The organism is Methylobacterium sp. TK26 (genome assembly GCF_055361565.1).
This window is the reverse complement of sequence record NZ_CM143965.1, coordinates 2,089,154-2,104,040: the sequence shown is the minus strand read 5'-3', so window position 1 is coordinate 2,104,040 and position 14,887 is coordinate 2,089,154. Positions and strand designations below refer to the sequence as shown.

Here is a 14,887-nt window from a genome sequence, read left to right as displayed (position 1 = left end):
GCCTATTTCTTTTCCATAACGCACTGGAGAGGATGTTGGTGCTTGCGGGCAAAGTCCATGACCTGCGTCACCTTGGTCTCAGCGACCTCGTAGGTGAACACGCCGCACTCACCGACGCCGTTCTGGTGAACATGCATCATGATCCGGTACGCGTCCTCGTGGTTCTTGTTGAAGAACCGCTCCACGACGAGCACCACGAATTCCATCGGGGTGTAGTCGTCGTTGAGGAGCAGGACGCGGTAAAGGCTTGGCCGCTTCGTGCGCGGCTTCGTGCGGGTGATGATGGCGGTGTTCGAGCGGTCATCGCCCCCCGGCTCCCGTGAACCCGTGGCCGTGATCGCGAACGCCGTCCGCACCTGCTCCGTTCCCATCATTGGGACCCGTGTCATATCCGTCGAACCGATCCCTTGCGGCAGGCCAGACCGTCCCCCGAAGCTCTCCGGCGATCGGTGGAATCGGCGCTGTCCGACCGAACCTTCGTCGCGTGACTCCCAATCTACAGACCGTGAGCCGACTTCGCCAGACGCCTGCGCGCTCGTGTCCGCAGATAGGGTCGTCCGTACCGGTGCGCAGACCCTCGGGGTGCGGCGAAACACGTCCGCTGGCGGGGAGCGTGTCACGGGAGGCGCCGGGGCCCCGCCGGGCGCAGGAGATGGCCGAACAGCGCGGTGAACTGGTCACTCAGCACCACCGAGCGGGCCAGTGCCCGTCCGGTCATGCGCTGGACGAGGTCCCCCTGCAGCGCCAAAGCCTCGCCGGGGCTGCGGCAGGCGGCCATGCGCCCGGCCGTCGCCACGACGTCCTCGTAACTCTGCTTGCCGAGATCGAGCCATTCCAGCCCGATGGTCTGCGCCGTGCGCACCGCCGCCCCGGTGCCGCGCAGGGCCGTGGCGCCCACCGAGGGGGTGGCGTAGGGCTGCTGCATCATGCGCCTCCTTCCGGCGAGCCGGCCTCGGCGGCGTTCCTGTGCGTCGGGCGGCATTCGAGTTTGTGCGCCGCCCACGACACCGTCAAGTCACAGGCAAGCGACCCGGAGGCCTGCAAGAAAAGCGTTCACCGTCGATCCGATTAACCCGCCCGTAACCGCGCCGCCGCATGGTTCTGGGGATGCGGACGTACCACCACGACGGGCGTCCTTGAGAGGGGCGGGGGCCGGTGCGGAACCGGCACGGCAAGGGCGTTCGGGCGCATGCGTATGGTAGTAGTTCCCGGCCTCACGGCCCGCGCGGTTCCGGCCGCGCTGGTCGCGGTAGCGGTCCTGACGTCGCTCACCTCACCCGCCGATGCGCGGCGCGGCCGCCACCACCGGCACGCCGCCCACGCGAAGCACGCCACGGGCGGCGGCTACAACCCGCCCTACGCGGCGATGGTCGTCGATGCCAAGACCGGCAAGACGCTCCATGCCGTGAACGAGGACGCGCTGCGCCACCCGGCCTCGATCACCAAGGTGATGACGCTCTACATGCTCTTCGAGCAGATGGAGCGCGGCAAGTACGCCCTCGATTCCGAACTCACCATCACGCCCCACGCGGCCGCCCAGGCGCCGTCGAAGCTCGGCCTGCGCCCCGGCCAGACCATCTCCGTCGAGGACGCGATCAAGGCGATCGTCACCAAGTCCGCGAACGACGTGGCCAGCGCCATCGGCGAGAACATCGCCGGCTCCGAGGAGCGCTTCGCGGAGATGATGACGGCGAAGGCCCACGCGCTGGGCATGAGCCGCACGCACTACGCCAACGCCTCCGGCCTGCCCGACCCGGACCAGCTCACCACCGCCCGCGACCTGACGATCCTCGCCCGTGCGATCCAGGACCGCTTCCCGCGCTATTACCGCTACTTCCAGACCCGCTCCTTCGCCTTCCGCGGCCGGGTCATCGGCAACCACAACCACCTGCTCGGCAACGTCGAGGGCGTGGACGGCATCAAGACCGGCTACACCCGCGATTCCGGCTTCAACCTGATGACGGCGGCGAAGTCCGACGGGCACCAGATCGTCGCCATCGTGCTCGGCGGCCGCTCCGGCGCCAGCCGCGACCAGATCATGGCCAAGCTCGTGCGCGCCCACCTGCCGGTGGCCTATGCCGGCGCCCGCACCGCCCCGCCGGTGGTCGAGGTCGCCGAGCGCGCCCGCCCGGCCGTCGTCGCCGACGCCGTGTCGCGCACCCGCACCCAGATCGCCTCGGCCGAGGACGAGGACGTCGAGACCACGAATTCCACGGGCGAGCCGCTGGACATCTCCCCCGCCCGCACGACGACGCCCGGCGGCGGCCGCCTCCAGGCCCTGCCGAAGGCCGCCCAGGCCTATGCGTCGCAGGCGGCCCAGCCGGCCTTCCCCCACAGCGGCAAGATCGTCGCCCGCGTCGGCTCCAACGAGCGCGACGACCCGCCGAAGCCGCTTGCCGGCCCGAAGGTGACGCCCAGCGCCTGGGTGATCCAGCTCGGCGCCATGGACGATGAGGACAAGGCGCGCACCATGCTCGCCCAGGCCCGCGCCAAGGTCGGCGGCAGCCTCTCCAAGGCCGCGCCCTACACGGTGAAGGTCGAGCATGGCGGCGCCACCCTCTACCGCGCCCGGTTCTCCGGCTTCGCCGAGCAGGAGACGGCGCAGGATGCCTGCGTCACGCTGAAGCGCAGCGGCTTCAGCTGCTTCGCCACCCGCAGCTGATCGGCCGTCGGAAACGGCCCTTCAAGACATTTCGTTCAGTATCATTTTCGACGCTACGCCGGCCTCCAGAAGGGGCCGGGCCGTGTGACGCAACCTGGCAACGCGCGTGGAGTTCAGCGATGTCGGTTCAGCAATCGATCCCGGGCCGCGTTGAGACGAGCCGCCCCCTCGGCACTTCCCCCCTGGTCGGGGTGGGCGCGCTTCATCAGCGTCCGGTGGGCCGTCCGGATCTCCTCAGCGGGCGCCCCGCGCTCAAGCCCCAGGATCTGGTACGCCTCCTCCTGCGACATCGCCCCTGGCTTCGCCGCTCCGCCCGGCCACGAGTCGCGATCTCGCTCAGCGTCTACACGCCAACCGGGCGCCCGGCGGTCGAGATAAGCCTCTAGGATCGCCGCGCCCTCCGCGTCCTCCCGCTTGCAGAGGCCGAGGAGCCGGGCCAGCGACGGCAGGTCGAGGGCGTCGAGCCGCGCCCCGCCGAGCGGGCCGGAGCGCACGCGCCCTCCGGCGAAGGTGCCGTCCGCGTGGATGACCACCGCGATGAGCCGGGTGCGCACGCTGCGCCCCGCCGCCTGCCGCTTCGGGACGAGGGCGCGGAACCGCCGCCCGATCCCCTCCGGCCCTTCCAGGCTCCACAGGCCGGCGATCCCGAACAGGGCGGCGATCAGCAGGTTGCCGCGGAGCATGAAGAAGCCGGCGGCGGCCAGCGCCGCCCAGCCCGCGAGGAGTTGGCGCGGAAAGGCGGCCAGCGCCGCGCCGAACCCGCCCTTCTGCTGCGAGAGCCACCAGAGCACGCCGCAGCCGATCAATCCGAGCAAGAGCAGCATCGGCGGCCTACACCGGGTCAGGCAGGGCGGGGGGGATCGCCAGGGCGCGCGTCATTGCCGGTTCTCCGCCACGTCCGTCGTGCCGACGCGGACCTGCCGCAGCCGGCCGTCCCGCAGGATGCCGAGCTCCACGCTCGCGCCGATGCCGGCCTCGGCGATGGCCGCCGTGAGGTCGGCGAGGCGATGGACCTCGCGCCCGCCGGCCGAGACGATGACGTCGCCGACCGTCCCGGTCTGCGGATCGACGCCCCGGATGCCGGCCTGGGCGGCGGGCGAGCCGCGCAGCACCCGCAGCACCACTACCCCGTCGATCCCGAGCCGCGCGGCGGTCGCCTCCTGCCCGGCGATGATGCCGATGCCGGGGTTGCGCACCCGGCCGGCGCGGATCAATTCCGGCACGACCCGGTTCACGACATCGACGGGAATTGCGAAGCCGATCCCGGCGCTGGCGCCGGAGGGCGAGACGATGGCCGTGTTCACGCCGATCAGCCGCCCGGCCGAATCGAGCAGCGGGCCGCCGGAATTGCCGGGATTGATGGCGGCATCCGTCTGGATCACCCCCGAGACCTCGCGCCCCTCGCTCGTCGGCATCCGGCGGCGCACGGCGCTGATGACGCCGGTGGTGAGGGTGTGGTCGAGGCCGAACGGATTGCCGATGGCGAAGGTCGACTGGCCGACCTTGAGATCGGCCGAGGTGCCGATGGCCAACGGCGGCGGCAGGTGGGCGGTGCGCCCGAGCTGCAGCACGGCGAGGTCGTAGGACGGTGCCATGCCGACGAGGGTGGCGGGCACCACGTCGCCCGAACTCAGCCGCACCGAGACCGAGCCGCCCGATTGCGCGGCGGCTTGCACCACATGGGTGTTGGTGACGACATGGCCGGCGCCGTCCCAAACGAAGCCGGTGCCGGTCTGCGTGCCGCCGCCCTGGCTCTCGTCCTCGTTCTCGATGTCGAGGAGGCCGCGATCCTGCGCGGCGGACTGGGCGAAGACGTGGACCACCGACGGGCTCGCCCGCTCGAACAGGGCGATCGTCGTCTTCTCGGACCCCGCGAGGTCGCCCCGCGCCGCGATGAGGCGCGGCGTGCTGGCCGAGTACAGCAAAGGTGTGACGTAAGGTTGCACCACCGCCAGCCCGAGCAGCAGCAGGACCAGCGCGAGCACGAGGCGTCGGGTGCGGTCCGGCACGGGTCTCTCCGAGGCGATGGATTAGGAAACGGCGGCTGAGGGCGGCCTTAAGTGCGCGTTCAGCTTCGGGGCGTCAACAAGTCCCCATGTGCCGATGCGGTTCAGCGGCAGCCACTGCCACCGCGTAGGGACAGCTAACGGAATGGTCATGTTTCGGGTGTGACAATCATCATAAGTGCAGCGCGGTGAATTCGTACCCAAATCCAGTCGCGGCCATCTAAAGCGGCCACATCTCCGCCGCGAAGGCGGAGCCGACCGGAAAAGCGGCGCGAATTGATCTCAAAGCTGCCTCACAGAAGCTTGCATCTACCGCCATCGTGCTGCCGCTGACCCGCCCGGGTCTGCGGCGGGACAGCGCCCGACTCCGAAGTCTGCGTTTCTCGAAGGAAGAGTTCGTCACCATGGAAACCGAAGCTCTCGAACGGCCAGCCGATCTGACGATCTGGCGCACGGCTCCGGCGAGCGCCCCGCTCGCGCAACCCGAGCGGTACGGCACCCTGCGCGAGGCGATCGCCGCCGCTGCGGGTGCCCTGACCGATCCGGCCAAGCAGCCGTGGATCATCACCGAGGAGGGCGAGATCCTCTCCCCGAACTGGATTCGCACCTACCTGAACTGATCATCGGGGATTGCGGGGACGGCGAGACCGCCCACCCCGCACCCTCCCGGGCTATTCCGCGGCGTCCTGCCGGCGGAAGCCTTCGATCCCCCGGTGGTCGGGGTTGATCGCCTGAAGCGCCCGCCGCGCGGCTTCGAGCGGATGCTCGGATTCGATTCGCACGGCGGTGAGGTCCGGGCTCTTGTAGACCGTGACGATGGTGTCCATCACCTCGGTCAGCGTCGTGCGCTTGTCCTCCGGCGCCGCAATCAGCAATTGCAGCCCCCACGCCCGGTAGAGGTCGACCAGCGCCTGGGAATTGCGCACGTCGAGCTTCGAGAACGCCTCGTCCAGCAGGCACAGGCCGAGCCCCGGATGCTCCGAGCCCGGCCGGTCGCCGGGATAATAGGCGCTCGCCAGCGAGGCCGCGATGGCCACGTAGAACGGCGCCTGCGCCTCGCCGCCGGAGCCGCGCAGGGCCCTGGCCGACATCGTCGTCCGGTTGCCCGCTTTGTCCTTCATCCCGATCTCGTAGACGAAGTAGTTGCGGTAATCGGCGAGCCGGTTCGCATCCTCCTCACCCGCGATGAGCGCCGTGATCTCCGCGAGCGCCGAGGCCATCGGGCCCTCGACCTCCCCCGTCAGCAGCGCCTGAGCCGCCTCCGGCGAGCGCGCGGCCTCCACCGCCAGGGCGTGGACCGCCGCATAACGCCGGTCCACCGCCGCCTCGAAAGCGTAGGTCTGGCCGGTGAAGGAGCGGGCCGACAGCCGCTCGTTGAGCGCGGCGAGCCGCGTATGGACGCGCTCGAACCGGTCCGCGAGGCGGGCGAGCAGATCCTCCGTCATCAGCCGGCGCATCTCGGCCTCGGCGCGGGCGGCCTGATCGCGGTAGCGCCGCAACTCGTGGCCCTCCACCGCCTCGTATTCCCGCCGCACCCAGGCGAAGCCCTCGATGGCCGGCACGTCGCCGGCCCGCAGCGGGTTCTCGATCCGCCACGTGGCGCAGGCTTCGGCGAGTTCGCGCTCGGCCACGCGGCCATGGGAGCGCGCCGCCTCGGCGGCCTCGCGGGACCGGCTGCGTTCGGCGGCGGCGAGCGCCCCGGCGCTCTTCGGATCGAGCCCCGACAGCGCCTTGCGCGCGGCGGCGACGATGGTGGGGTCGAACACCTCCATCCGCGCCACGCGCACCCGCGCGGCATCGCCCCCCGCGCATTGGCGCAGCGCCCCCCGCCGCGCGGCGAAGGCGGCGCGGGCCGCCTCGCGCATCGTGCCGACGCGGGCCTTCAGGGCGGCCTCGTCGGCGAGCATCCGGTCGAGCTTCGGCTCCAGGTCCTCGGAGAGTTCGCGCAGGTAAGCCACGCGTTCCGCGTTCAGCGCGGCGATCTCCGCGTCGAGCCCGCCGGTGTCGCGCTTCACGATCTCGGCGCGCTCGGTCTGCAGGGAGCGTCGGCGGCCGTCGAGCCCGTCGAGTTCCCCGCGCAGGGTGTCGATGTCGTCGAGGCCGCGCTCGATCCGCGCGCGGATCGCCGCCGCCGTGCGCGCCGCCTCGCGCAGCACCGCCGCCTCGCCGCGCAGGCGCCGCGCCTCGGCGGCCGCGTTCTCGTGGACGCGGCGGCTCTCCGGCGTCGGGCCGCGATGGCCGCGCGTCATCATCAGATCGACGCTGCGGGTCACCGAATAGGCCATGCCGGCCGTCGTGCGCCCGCTCGGCGCCACGGCGCGGGAGAGCCGCGCCAGTTCGGCATCGTTGCGGGCGAGGTCGTAGCCGCCGATCCGCACGCCGAGGAAGGCGCGGGCATGGGGGTCGCTCGATTCGACCACCGACATGGCGCCGTCGTCGTCGTAGCGCGAGCGCTGGCGGGCGGTGTCGGTGGTCTTCACGAGGATGCAGCGGTGGAAGCGGTCGCGCCCCGCCTGCAGGACGCCGAACGCCTCCTCCAGCCGGTCGGGCTCCACGATCAGCGCCTCGCGGGCGCGGCCGAGCAACGCCTCGATGGCCGGGCCCCAGGTCGGGTCCACGATCTCGGCCCGCTCGCAGATCGCCACCGCCTCGATGTCCTTGCGCTCCAGTTCGGCGCGGAAGGCCAGCGTGTCGGAAGACAGGCGCGCGCCCGTGCCCGCGCCGGGACGCGGGGCGGTGCGCTCGGCCTCGGCCTCGGCGCTGCGGGCCTTGAGGGCGGCATCCTCGGCCGCCCGTTCCAGCGCTTCGTCGAACGGAGCGAGGCGCGACAGGCCCTCGATCAGTTCGGCGAGGGGGCCGTCCGAGCGCAGGATCTCGTCGGGCGGGGTGTCCTTGCGCAGGCTCGCACGGGCGCAAGCCTCGGCGAGGCGAGCCGCCTGCGGCGCCACCGGCCGCAGCACGGGCGCCACGGATTGCAGCCGCGCCATCTGCCCGACGAGGGAGACGAGATCGCCGACGCGGCCGGCGAAGTCTTTGCGGTCGCGCTCCAGCATGGAGAGACCGAGATCGGCGGCGGTGAGCCGCTCGCCCATCGCCTGCCCGGCCTTCAGCGCCTTCTTCTCCGCGATCTCGCGGTCGATGTCGCGCACGAAGCCCCGGCTATCGGCGACGCGCTCGCGGGCGACGCGCAGCGTATCGGCGCCCTCGCGCAATTTCTCGCGCACGGCGGTGAGGTCGAGGGTGCGTCGGCGGAGTTCCGCCACCGCCGCCCGCAACTCGTGCTCGGCCGAGGCGACGACCGCCTCGCCCCAGGATTCGTATCGGTCGCGCAGGCGCTTCAGCCGGACCAGCCGCGCCTCCAGTTCGCCCAGGGTGTCGAGGAGCGCCTTCCAGGTGGCGATGGACTGGCGCACCCGGTCGACGTTCAGGGGCTCGGGGTCGAGCACGAAGGCGCGCACGAAGGCGCTGGTGTCGAAAATCGGCTTGAACGCCACCGCGTTGGCAAAGCTGCGCAGGAAGTGACGCGGCTCGGGGGCGGGCGCTCCCTCGCGCAGGGTCGCGAGGAGATCGGCGGTGAAGCGCTCGCCGGAGGTGCGGTACTCGGTGAAGCTCTCGGCCTTCGCCTTCAGGTCGGCGGCGATCTCCGACCACGGGGCGGTGAAGGTGCCGGCCTCGTTCGCGCGGGCGTAATCCGAGATGGCGAAGCGGTGCCCGACCGCGATGAAGCGCGAGAGCACGCTCTCCTTCGCCTCGTCCGCCCGGGCCGCCAGGGCGAGGCCGGCGGTGACGATCCGCCCGGAGGAGGGATTCTCGAAGGTGAGGGCGAGGATCGTCTCGCAGGATTCCCGCGTCGGCCGCCCGCCCTCGGCGGGGTCGCTGATCCAGCCGAGGCAATAGTCGCGCACCGTCCGCGCGCTGCGGCCCGAGGCCGAGGCGTTGAGGGCGAGGCGGCTCGCGTTGTTGCCGGCCAGCACCGTGCCGACGGCATCGAAGATGGTCGACTTGCCCGCGCCGGTCGGCCCCACGAGGGCAGCCGCCCCCCGGATCCTGATCTGCTCCCGGCGGATCAGGTACCAGTTGGAGATCGCGATATCGGTCAGAAGATACAAAGGATGCAGTCCGCCGGGCGGCTTGGGGAGCCGGACCAGTTGGCCGGAGTCGCGCCGAGACGCAAGCGTGAGGTCACCCACGCGCGTCCGCCCAGCCGCGCAGGCGCTCCATCCACGCGTCGGAAGCGATCACCGTCAGGCCGGGGAGGAGGGCGAGCGGCGTGACGCGCTCGATCCGGTCGCGCTCGCCGAGCTTCAGGCCGCCGCGCCGGGCGAACAGGCGAAGGATCTCGCCCAGCCGCCCCTCGTCGGGCGGGTCGTTGCGGGCGGCGGTGCGGATCTTCTCGACGATCTCGTCCGTGGTGCATTCCACGATGCCGTCGGTGCCGACGCGGGCGTCGCGCAGGCCTTCCTCGTAGAGCAGGCGAAGCGCCAGCAGCACCAGCGTCTCGTCCTTGCGCAGGCGCTCCCCCGCGATGTCGTAGCGGGGCGCGTCCGCTGCCGGGCTCAGGGACACCATCTGGTCGCGGTGGGCGACCGTCAGGGCGTAGCCGAGGCAGGCGAAATAATCGGTGAAGAACGGCGCGTAGTGGCGGGCCAGCTCATAGGCCCGGCCGATGCCCGGCGTGTCGGCATAGATCACCTGCGCCTTCAGCATCACCTGAAGGGCGCGGATCAGCTCCTCGGCGTCGGGCGCGCGGGAGCCGGGGGGAGGGGGCTCGTCGCCGTCGATGATGGCGCGGAACGGCTCAAGCACGGGCGCCTCCCCTGCTGCGCCGCTCCACCACGAAGTCCGGGCAATCCAGCCAGCCGTTGGCCAGCCGTTCTGTGAGATGCGTCACGGCGTAGGTGTCGGCCAATTGCCCCTCGAACAGCAGGTCGATCTCCCGCAGGCGCTGGAACACGACGAAATCGTCCACGTCCTCGATCGTCAGGCCGGAGCCGCGCAGCGCCTTGCCCCGCGCCAGCCGGGCTTCCACGAAGTCGCGCATCCGCTCCGGCGTCACCGTCACCCGGCGGCGGAAATCGGCCTTGGCGGCGGCGAAGGCGTCCACCGCCGGGTCCACGTCGAGGTCGGGCAGGGCCTCGATGAAGATCTCGGCCCGCCGGGCGCGGGGCGATTGCAGATGCGCCTCGCCCAGCGGCGGGCGCAGGAGGGAGAGATCGGCCGGCACGTCGGGCGCGTCGTCCTCCTCGCCCACCACCTGCAGCAGCGCGGCGATGCGCTCGACGGTGCCGGGGTCGGGCGCCTCGGCGTAGCGCAGGGTGGCGCCGATCCGGCGTTCGAGCCGCACCACCACCGCGTCCACGGCGTCGAGATGGCCGTCGACGCCCTCGAACACGGTGAGGATCTGCGCGAGGTCGGTGCGCACCGTCCGCTCGCCCGCCGTGAGGTCGGCCGCCCGGCCTTCGCGCACCGCCCCCTCGGCCAGGGCGCGCACGCCGAGCGCATCGCCCAGCGCCCGGTGTGCAAGGCGCACGACACTCGCCCGGAAACGGAACGGATTGTAGCGGGTGTGGAGCGTCCGGTAATCGCGGATCAGGTGCCGCTCCACGAATTCCTCGAAGAACAGCCGGAACGAGGCCGCCCGATCGGGCTCGCGCAGGATGCGCTCCTCGACTTTGCGCATCCCCGCCGCGAGGCCGCGGACATGGGCGAGGAAGCCGTCCGCCGCGCGGGCGGCGTTGGCGAGCGATTCCGAGCGGTTCACCGGGTCGGCCAGGGCCGATTCGAGGCCGCCGAGCACGTCGAGCACGGCGCCGCCATAGGAGCGTGTCTCGCCCCGTTCGAGGCGGGAGAGTTCTTCGAGGAGAAGGCGTGCCTCCGGGTCGAACTCGACCACGGGGACGTAGCGCTCGCGGCGCTCGATCAGCCAGCCGGCATCGAGGAGGCGCCGATAGGGCACGGCCCGGCGCTCGACCGGATCCGGCGGAACGGGCTCGTCGCCATGGACGTCGGGCTCGCTCCAGCCGGCGGTGAAATCGCCGATCTCGGCCAGAAGCTCGGCCTTGCGCACCGGCTCGGCGCCGAGGACCCGGCGGTGGAGGTGAAGGAGCAGAGCCGCGTTGAAGGCGCGGCTCGGCGAGGCCAGGGGCCGGAAGAGGTCGTCGGACAGCTGCGCGAACAGCATCGAAACGCGTTCCCTACGCCCGCGCAGCCATCACGCCTTACTTGGCGCCGAGCAGCTCGACGTCGAAGATCAGCGTGGCGTTCGGGGGGATGACGCCGCCCGCGCCACGGGCGCCGTAGCCCAGCTCCGGCGGGATGATGAGGGTGCGCTTGCCGCCTGTCTTCATGGTCATCACGCCCTGGTCCCAGCCCTGGATCACCTGGCCGGCGCCGATGGTGAAGGAGAAGGGCTGGTTGCGGTCGCGGGAGGAATCGAACTTCTTCCCCTTCTTGCCGCCCTCATCGAGCCAGCCCGTGTACTGCACAGTGACCTGCTGGCCGGCCTTCGGCTGCGGGCCGGTGCCTACGACCTCGTCCTGATACTTGAGACCGGTCGGCGTGGTGACGGTTTCGGCGGCGTTGGCTGATGCGGTCATGGCGATCACTACGGCTCCGGCGACGAGGGACAGGCGGGTCATCGATCCTCCCTGGGCCGGTTGCGAAACACCGGCCTTCGGGGGGCTTCTAGAACCGGGGGATGGCGCGACGCAATGCGGGCGGCGAAATCCCCCCGTCCCGACCGGTTAACGCGACCTGGGGATAACCTTTCCGAAAGGATTCCCTTCAGCCACCGTTCAACCGGCGGGGCGCAGCTTGGCGGTGCGCTTCTGATGAGGCGCGTCCCACCGGATCACCACCCGCCATGCTGGCCTTTCGGGCTCTCCCCGCCCTCGTCACCGCCGGCCCCGCGCCGGACCGGCCGCGGCACCCGATCCTCACGAGCATCATGCCCGCGCTGGATACGGCCTTCGGGCTGGAGCATCCGGTGCTCTTCCCCGACGCCATCGCGGCCCTTGTCGCGCAGTTAACGGCGGCCCTCGACGCGGAGCCGGCCGAGGCGGGTTTCGTCTTCCTCGAAGCGGCCTGATCTCAGCGTCCCGCCCACTCCGCGAGCCGCGCCACCAGCCGGCGGGCGACCTCCTCCTTGGCGGCGCGCGGCCATGATTCGACACCGCCGTCGCGGGAGATCAGGTGCACGGCGTTCTCCGCGCCTCCCATCACACCGCCCTCGGCCGAGACGTCGTTGGCGACGATGAGATCGCAGCCCTTCCGGGCGATCTTCGCGCGGGCATGGTCGAGCACCGAGTCGGTCTCGGCCGCGAAGCCGACGACGAGGCCGGGCCGCCCCTCCCGCCGATGGGCGATGGTGGCGAGGATGTCCGGGTTCTCCGCGAGCGCCAGGGGCGCGGGACCGGAGCCGTCCTTCTTGATCTTCTTGCCGGTCGCCTCGATCTCGGGCCGCCAATCGGCCACGGCGGCGGCGAAGATCGCGATGTCGGCGGGCAGGGCCGTCTCCACGGCGGCCAGCATCTCCCGCGCGGTCTCGACGCGGACCACGTTCACCCCCGGCGGATCGGGGAGGACGACGGGCCCGGAGACCAGCGTCACGGACGCCCCCGCCTCGGCCGCCGCCGCCGCGATGGCGTGACCCTGCCGGCCGGACGAGCGGTTGGCGATGTAGCGCACCGGGTCGATGGGCTCGTGCGTCGGGCCGGAGGTGATCAGAACGCGCTTGCCGGCGAGGGGGCGCGGGGCCGCCGGGCCGGGGCGCCCGGCGAGGAAGCCGAGGCCGGGTGTCTCGCCCGACGCCGCGTCCAGCATCGCCACGACCGCATCGGCGATCTCCGTGGGCTCGGCCATGCGGCCCGGCCCCGATTCGGGCTCGGCCATCGCGCCGGCATTCGGCCCGACCACCCGCACGCCGTCGCCCTGCAGGGTGGCGAGGTTCCGCTTGGTCGCCGGATGCGCCCACATCTTCACATTCATCGCCGGGGCGATCAGGATCGGCAGGGTCGTGGCGAGGAGGATCGTGCAGGCGAGGTCGGGGGCGTGCCCCCCGGCCATCCGCGCCATCAGGTCGGCGGTGGCGGGCGCCACCACCACGGCATCCGCCTGCCGCGCGAGCTTGATGTGGCCGATCTCGGCCTCGTTCGCCCGGTCGAACAAATCCGTATGGGCCCGCTCCCCGGCCAGGGCGGCGGCGGCGAGCGGCGTCACGAATTCCTGCGCCCCCGCCGTCAGCACGGGGCACACGCTCGCTCCGCGCTCGCGGAGGCGGCGGATCAGGTCGAGGGATTTGTAGGCCGCGATTCCCCCCCCGATGACGAGGAGGATGCGGCGGCGGGCAAGCGGCAGGCTCATGGAATTAGCCTCTGCGCCTCGCGCCGCCGACGTCAAGCGAGGCGGGTCAGGCCGCCACGGGCACACGCGCCGATTTCAGCCCGCCGAACCGCCGGTCCCGCTGCGCGAAATCCTGCACCGCGAGGCTCAGATCCTCGGGGCCGAACTCGGGCCACATCCGCTCGGTGAAATGCAGTTCGGCATAGGCCGCCTCCCAGAGGAGGAAGTCGGACAGGCGCTTCTCGCCCCCGGTGCGGATGAGGAGATCGACCTCCACGGGCGAGCCGTGCATCTCCCCCGCCACCATGGCGCCGAAGGTCTCGCGGGTCGCCTCGCCGCCTTCGAGGCGCCGCGCCGCCGCGATGATCGCGTCCCGCGCCGAGTAATCGACGCAGATCCGCAGATGCAGCCGCTTGCCCTCCGCCGTCGCGGCCTCGGCCGAGGCGATGGCCTCGGGGATGCCGGCGGGAAGGCGGTCGCGGCGGCCGACGACGCTGAGGCGCGTGCCGGTGCGGGCGAGGCGCTGGGTCTCGTTCCGCAAGTAGCTGCGCAGCAGGCGCATCAGCCCGCCGACCTCGTCGGCCGGGCGCTGCCAGTTGTCGGCGGAGAAGGCGTAGAGCGTCAGCGTGCCGATGCCGAGATCGGGGCAGGCCTCCGCCGTCCGGCGGATCGCCTCGACGCCCCTCCGGTGCCCCGCGATGCGCGGCAGCCCGCGACCCGTCGCCCAGCGGCCATTGCCGTCCATGATGATCGCGGCGTGCAGGGCGCGGGGCTCCGCTTCGCTTTGCATCGTAAAGTCTCCGGACGAGTCGGCGGAAAGCGAGTGCATCGGATCCCGGTTAACGATTGCTGTTCGGTCTGGCGATGTCAGGCCGGTTTCGTGACCGAACCGAGGCCGTTTGTCCGAGCGGGGTCGGACGCACGCTCGGCGGCCCTGGCCGCATCGCGAACGACCTGCTCCAGCACGGTCAGGTAGCCAAGGAACCGCTCGCGTCCACCGCTGGTGAGGCAGCAGATCGTCTGCGGTCGGTTACGGAAGACCCCCTTCTCCAGACTCACGAAATCCGCTTCGCTCAGAACGGACAAGTGCCGGCTGAGGTTGCCATCGGTGAGACCGCAAAGGCGCTTCAGGTCGGGAAAGGGCAGGCCCTTGGGGTGGGCGGCGAGCGAGGTCAGCACGCTGAGGCGGGCCTTCTCGTGAATGATGCGGTCCAGCCCCTCGTACGAAAAGCGGCCGGCGGCGCGGTTAGCGGTCGGCATCGGCCACTCCGGTACGCTGCACGATCAGGGCCAGCGTCATCTGCCCGATCACGAAGGGCAGGCCCATGGTCCAGGGCGAGAGCGTCCGCGTCTCCGCCGCGATGGCGATGACCATCAGGCCGGCGAGCAGGTACCACGCCCCGATACCCTGCACCGCGCGGGGCAGGATCCGGGCGGAGGCGAACAGGCCGAGGCCGACCAGCACCTGCCACAGACCGGGCAATAGCCAGAGCGAGTCGGGGGCGAAACGGGCGATGACGAGGCCGAGGCAGGCGCCGGCCCCGGCGGAGGGAAGGAACACCTCGATGGCGCTCAGCACCATCGCGTCGGCGAGGCCCGAATGCAGCTGGCGCGTCCGCCGCAGGGTCTCGAACCCGACCAGGGCGGAGGCAACGAGGGCGGCGGCGATCCAGAGGCCGAAGAACAGGCCGGGCCGGGCGGCGAGATCCCCCAGCCACAGGGCCTGCCCGGCCGCCGTCGCGAGGGCGATCACGCCCGTCGCGGCGAGCGTCGCGGAACCCAGGCCACGGAACGCCGTATCGCGGGCGATCTGGGTGCGGATCGCCACGATATCGGCCAGGGCCTTGTCGAGGTCCTGCACCTGCCCCACCCCCGTGCT

15 protein-coding genes are annotated in these 14,887 nt (G+C 71.6%); 3 read left to right on the top strand and 12 right to left on the bottom strand.

Going from position 1 to position 14,887, the window contains the following annotated elements; genetic code table 11:
- Positions 1-2: 2 nt before the first annotated feature.
- Together clpS and ACXJ1Y_RS10135 are read right to left on the bottom strand one after the other, a co-directional pair.
- Positions 3-389 (bottom strand): ATP-dependent Clp protease adapter ClpS, encoded by a 387-nt coding sequence (clpS, locus tag ACXJ1Y_RS10140; protein WP_409564659.1) that lies wholly within the window; start codon positions 387-389, stop codon positions 3-5.
- A gap of 227 nt (positions 390-616) precedes the next feature.
- The gene (locus tag ACXJ1Y_RS10135) at positions 617-928 is read right to left on the bottom strand and encodes a phasin family protein (RefSeq protein ID WP_463849886.1); all 312 of its coding nucleotides are present in this window, start codon (positions 926-928) and stop codon (positions 617-619) included.
- A gap of 261 nt (positions 929-1,189) precedes the next feature.
- Here ACXJ1Y_RS10135 and ACXJ1Y_RS10130 point away from each other — a divergent pair, with 261 nt between their 5' ends.
- On the top strand, positions 1,190-2,662 hold the full coding sequence (locus tag ACXJ1Y_RS10130; RefSeq protein ID WP_463849885.1) for a serine hydrolase: 1,473 nt from the start codon (positions 1,190-1,192) through the stop codon (positions 2,660-2,662).
- Positions 2,663-2,775: 113 nt separating this feature from the next.
- Here the strand turns inward: ACXJ1Y_RS10130 and ACXJ1Y_RS10125 are convergent, their stop codons facing one another.
- Positions 2,776-3,486 carry a J domain-containing protein gene (locus ACXJ1Y_RS10125; RefSeq protein WP_463849884.1) on the bottom strand — a complete coding sequence of 237 codons (711 nt, stop codon included), beginning with the start codon at positions 3,484-3,486 and terminating at the stop codon, positions 2,776-2,778.
- A 51-nt stretch (positions 3,487-3,537) separates the two neighbouring features.
- On the bottom strand, positions 3,538-4,671 hold the full coding sequence (locus ACXJ1Y_RS10120; RefSeq protein WP_463849883.1) for a S1C family serine protease: 1,134 nt from the start codon (positions 4,669-4,671) through the stop codon (positions 3,538-3,540).
- A gap of 401 nt (positions 4,672-5,072) precedes the next feature.
- On the opposite strand from ACXJ1Y_RS10120, the gene ACXJ1Y_RS10115 reads away from it, so the two are divergent.
- The gene (locus tag ACXJ1Y_RS10115; protein ID WP_147909957.1) at positions 5,073-5,288 is read left to right on the top strand and encodes a hypothetical protein; all 216 of its coding nucleotides are present in this window, start codon (positions 5,073-5,075) and stop codon (positions 5,286-5,288) included.
- A 51-nt stretch (positions 5,289-5,339) separates the two neighbouring features.
- Here ACXJ1Y_RS10115 and ACXJ1Y_RS10110 read toward each other — a convergent pair whose 3' ends face one another.
- From ACXJ1Y_RS10110 to ACXJ1Y_RS10095, 4 genes are all read right to left on the bottom strand, one after another.
- Entirely contained in the window at positions 5,340-8,777 is a 3,438-nt protein-coding gene (locus ACXJ1Y_RS10110) for an SbcC/MukB-like Walker B domain-containing protein (protein ID WP_463849882.1), read from the bottom strand.
- 73 nt (positions 8,778-8,850) lie between these two features.
- Positions 8,851-9,474 (bottom strand): DUF4194 domain-containing protein, encoded by a 624-nt coding sequence (locus ACXJ1Y_RS10105; RefSeq protein WP_463849881.1) that lies wholly within the window; start codon positions 9,472-9,474, stop codon positions 8,851-8,853.
- Positions 9,467-10,849 (bottom strand): Wadjet anti-phage system protein JetA family protein, encoded by a 1,383-nt coding sequence (locus tag ACXJ1Y_RS10100; RefSeq protein ID WP_463849880.1) that lies wholly within the window; start codon positions 10,847-10,849, stop codon positions 9,467-9,469. The genes ACXJ1Y_RS10105 and ACXJ1Y_RS10100 overlap by 8 nt, the downstream gene beginning before the upstream one ends.
- Before the next feature lie 37 nt (positions 10,850-10,886).
- Entirely contained in the window at positions 10,887-11,306 is a 420-nt protein-coding gene (locus tag ACXJ1Y_RS10095) for an FKBP-type peptidyl-prolyl cis-trans isomerase (protein WP_463849879.1), read from the bottom strand.
- 224 nt (positions 11,307-11,530) lie between these two features.
- On the opposite strand from ACXJ1Y_RS10095, the gene ACXJ1Y_RS10090 reads away from it, so the two are divergent.
- Positions 11,531-11,755: a hypothetical protein gene (locus tag ACXJ1Y_RS10090; protein ID WP_463849878.1), complete on the top strand. Its 225-nt coding sequence runs from the start codon at positions 11,531-11,533 to the stop codon at positions 11,753-11,755.
- A gap of 2 nt (positions 11,756-11,757) precedes the next feature.
- Here ACXJ1Y_RS10090 and coaBC read toward each other — a convergent pair whose 3' ends face one another.
- From coaBC to ACXJ1Y_RS10070, 4 genes are all read right to left on the bottom strand, one after another.
- Entirely contained in the window at positions 11,758-13,029 is a 1,272-nt protein-coding gene (coaBC, locus tag ACXJ1Y_RS10085; RefSeq protein WP_463849877.1) for a bifunctional phosphopantothenoylcysteine decarboxylase/phosphopantothenate--cysteine ligase CoaBC, read from the bottom strand.
- 46 nt (positions 13,030-13,075) lie between these two features.
- Positions 13,076-13,798, bottom strand: coding sequence for a di-trans,poly-cis-decaprenylcistransferase (locus tag ACXJ1Y_RS10080; RefSeq protein WP_463849876.1), 723 nt, complete (start codon positions 13,796-13,798; stop codon positions 13,076-13,078).
- A 77-nt stretch (positions 13,799-13,875) separates the two neighbouring features.
- Positions 13,876-14,268 (bottom strand): transcriptional regulator, encoded by a 393-nt coding sequence (locus ACXJ1Y_RS10075; RefSeq protein ID WP_463849875.1) that lies wholly within the window; start codon positions 14,266-14,268, stop codon positions 13,876-13,878.
- On the bottom strand, positions 14,255-14,869 hold the full coding sequence (locus tag ACXJ1Y_RS10070; protein WP_463850085.1) for a hypothetical protein: 615 nt from the start codon (positions 14,867-14,869) through the stop codon (positions 14,255-14,257). Before ACXJ1Y_RS10070 ends, ACXJ1Y_RS10075 begins: the two co-directional genes overlap by 14 nt.
- Positions 14,870-14,887 lie beyond the last annotated feature (18 nt).

Coding starts and splice junctions, on each gene's coding strand:
- clpS (WP_409564659.1), bottom strand. CDS start 389: ATGACACGGGTCCCAATGATGGGAACGGAGCAGGTGCGGACGGCGTTC.
- ACXJ1Y_RS10135 (WP_463849886.1), bottom strand. CDS start 928: ATGATGCAGCAGCCCTACGCCACCCCCTCGGTGGGCGCCACGGCCCTG.
- ACXJ1Y_RS10130 (WP_463849885.1), top strand. CDS start 1,190: ATGCGTATGGTAGTAGTTCCCGGCCTCACGGCCCGCGCGGTTCCGGCC.
- ACXJ1Y_RS10125 (WP_463849884.1), bottom strand. CDS start 3,486: ATGCTGCTCTTGCTCGGATTGATCGGCTGCGGCGTGCTCTGGTGGCTC.
- ACXJ1Y_RS10115 (WP_147909957.1), top strand. CDS start 5,073: ATGGAAACCGAAGCTCTCGAACGGCCAGCCGATCTGACGATCTGGCGC.
- ACXJ1Y_RS10100 (WP_463849880.1), bottom strand. CDS start 10,849: ATGCTGTTCGCGCAGCTGTCCGACGACCTCTTCCGGCCCCTGGCCTCG.
- ACXJ1Y_RS10095 (WP_463849879.1), bottom strand. CDS start 11,306: ATGACCCGCCTGTCCCTCGTCGCCGGAGCCGTAGTGATCGCCATGACC.
- ACXJ1Y_RS10090 (WP_463849878.1), top strand. CDS start 11,531: ATGCTGGCCTTTCGGGCTCTCCCCGCCCTCGTCACCGCCGGCCCCGCG.
- coaBC (WP_463849877.1), bottom strand. CDS start 13,029: ATGAGCCTGCCGCTTGCCCGCCGCCGCATCCTCCTCGTCATCGGGGGG.
- ACXJ1Y_RS10080 (WP_463849876.1), bottom strand. CDS start 13,798: ATGCAAAGCGAAGCGGAGCCCCGCGCCCTGCACGCCGCGATCATCATG.
- ACXJ1Y_RS10075 (WP_463849875.1), bottom strand. CDS start 14,268: ATGCCGACCGCTAACCGCGCCGCCGGCCGCTTTTCGTACGAGGGGCTG.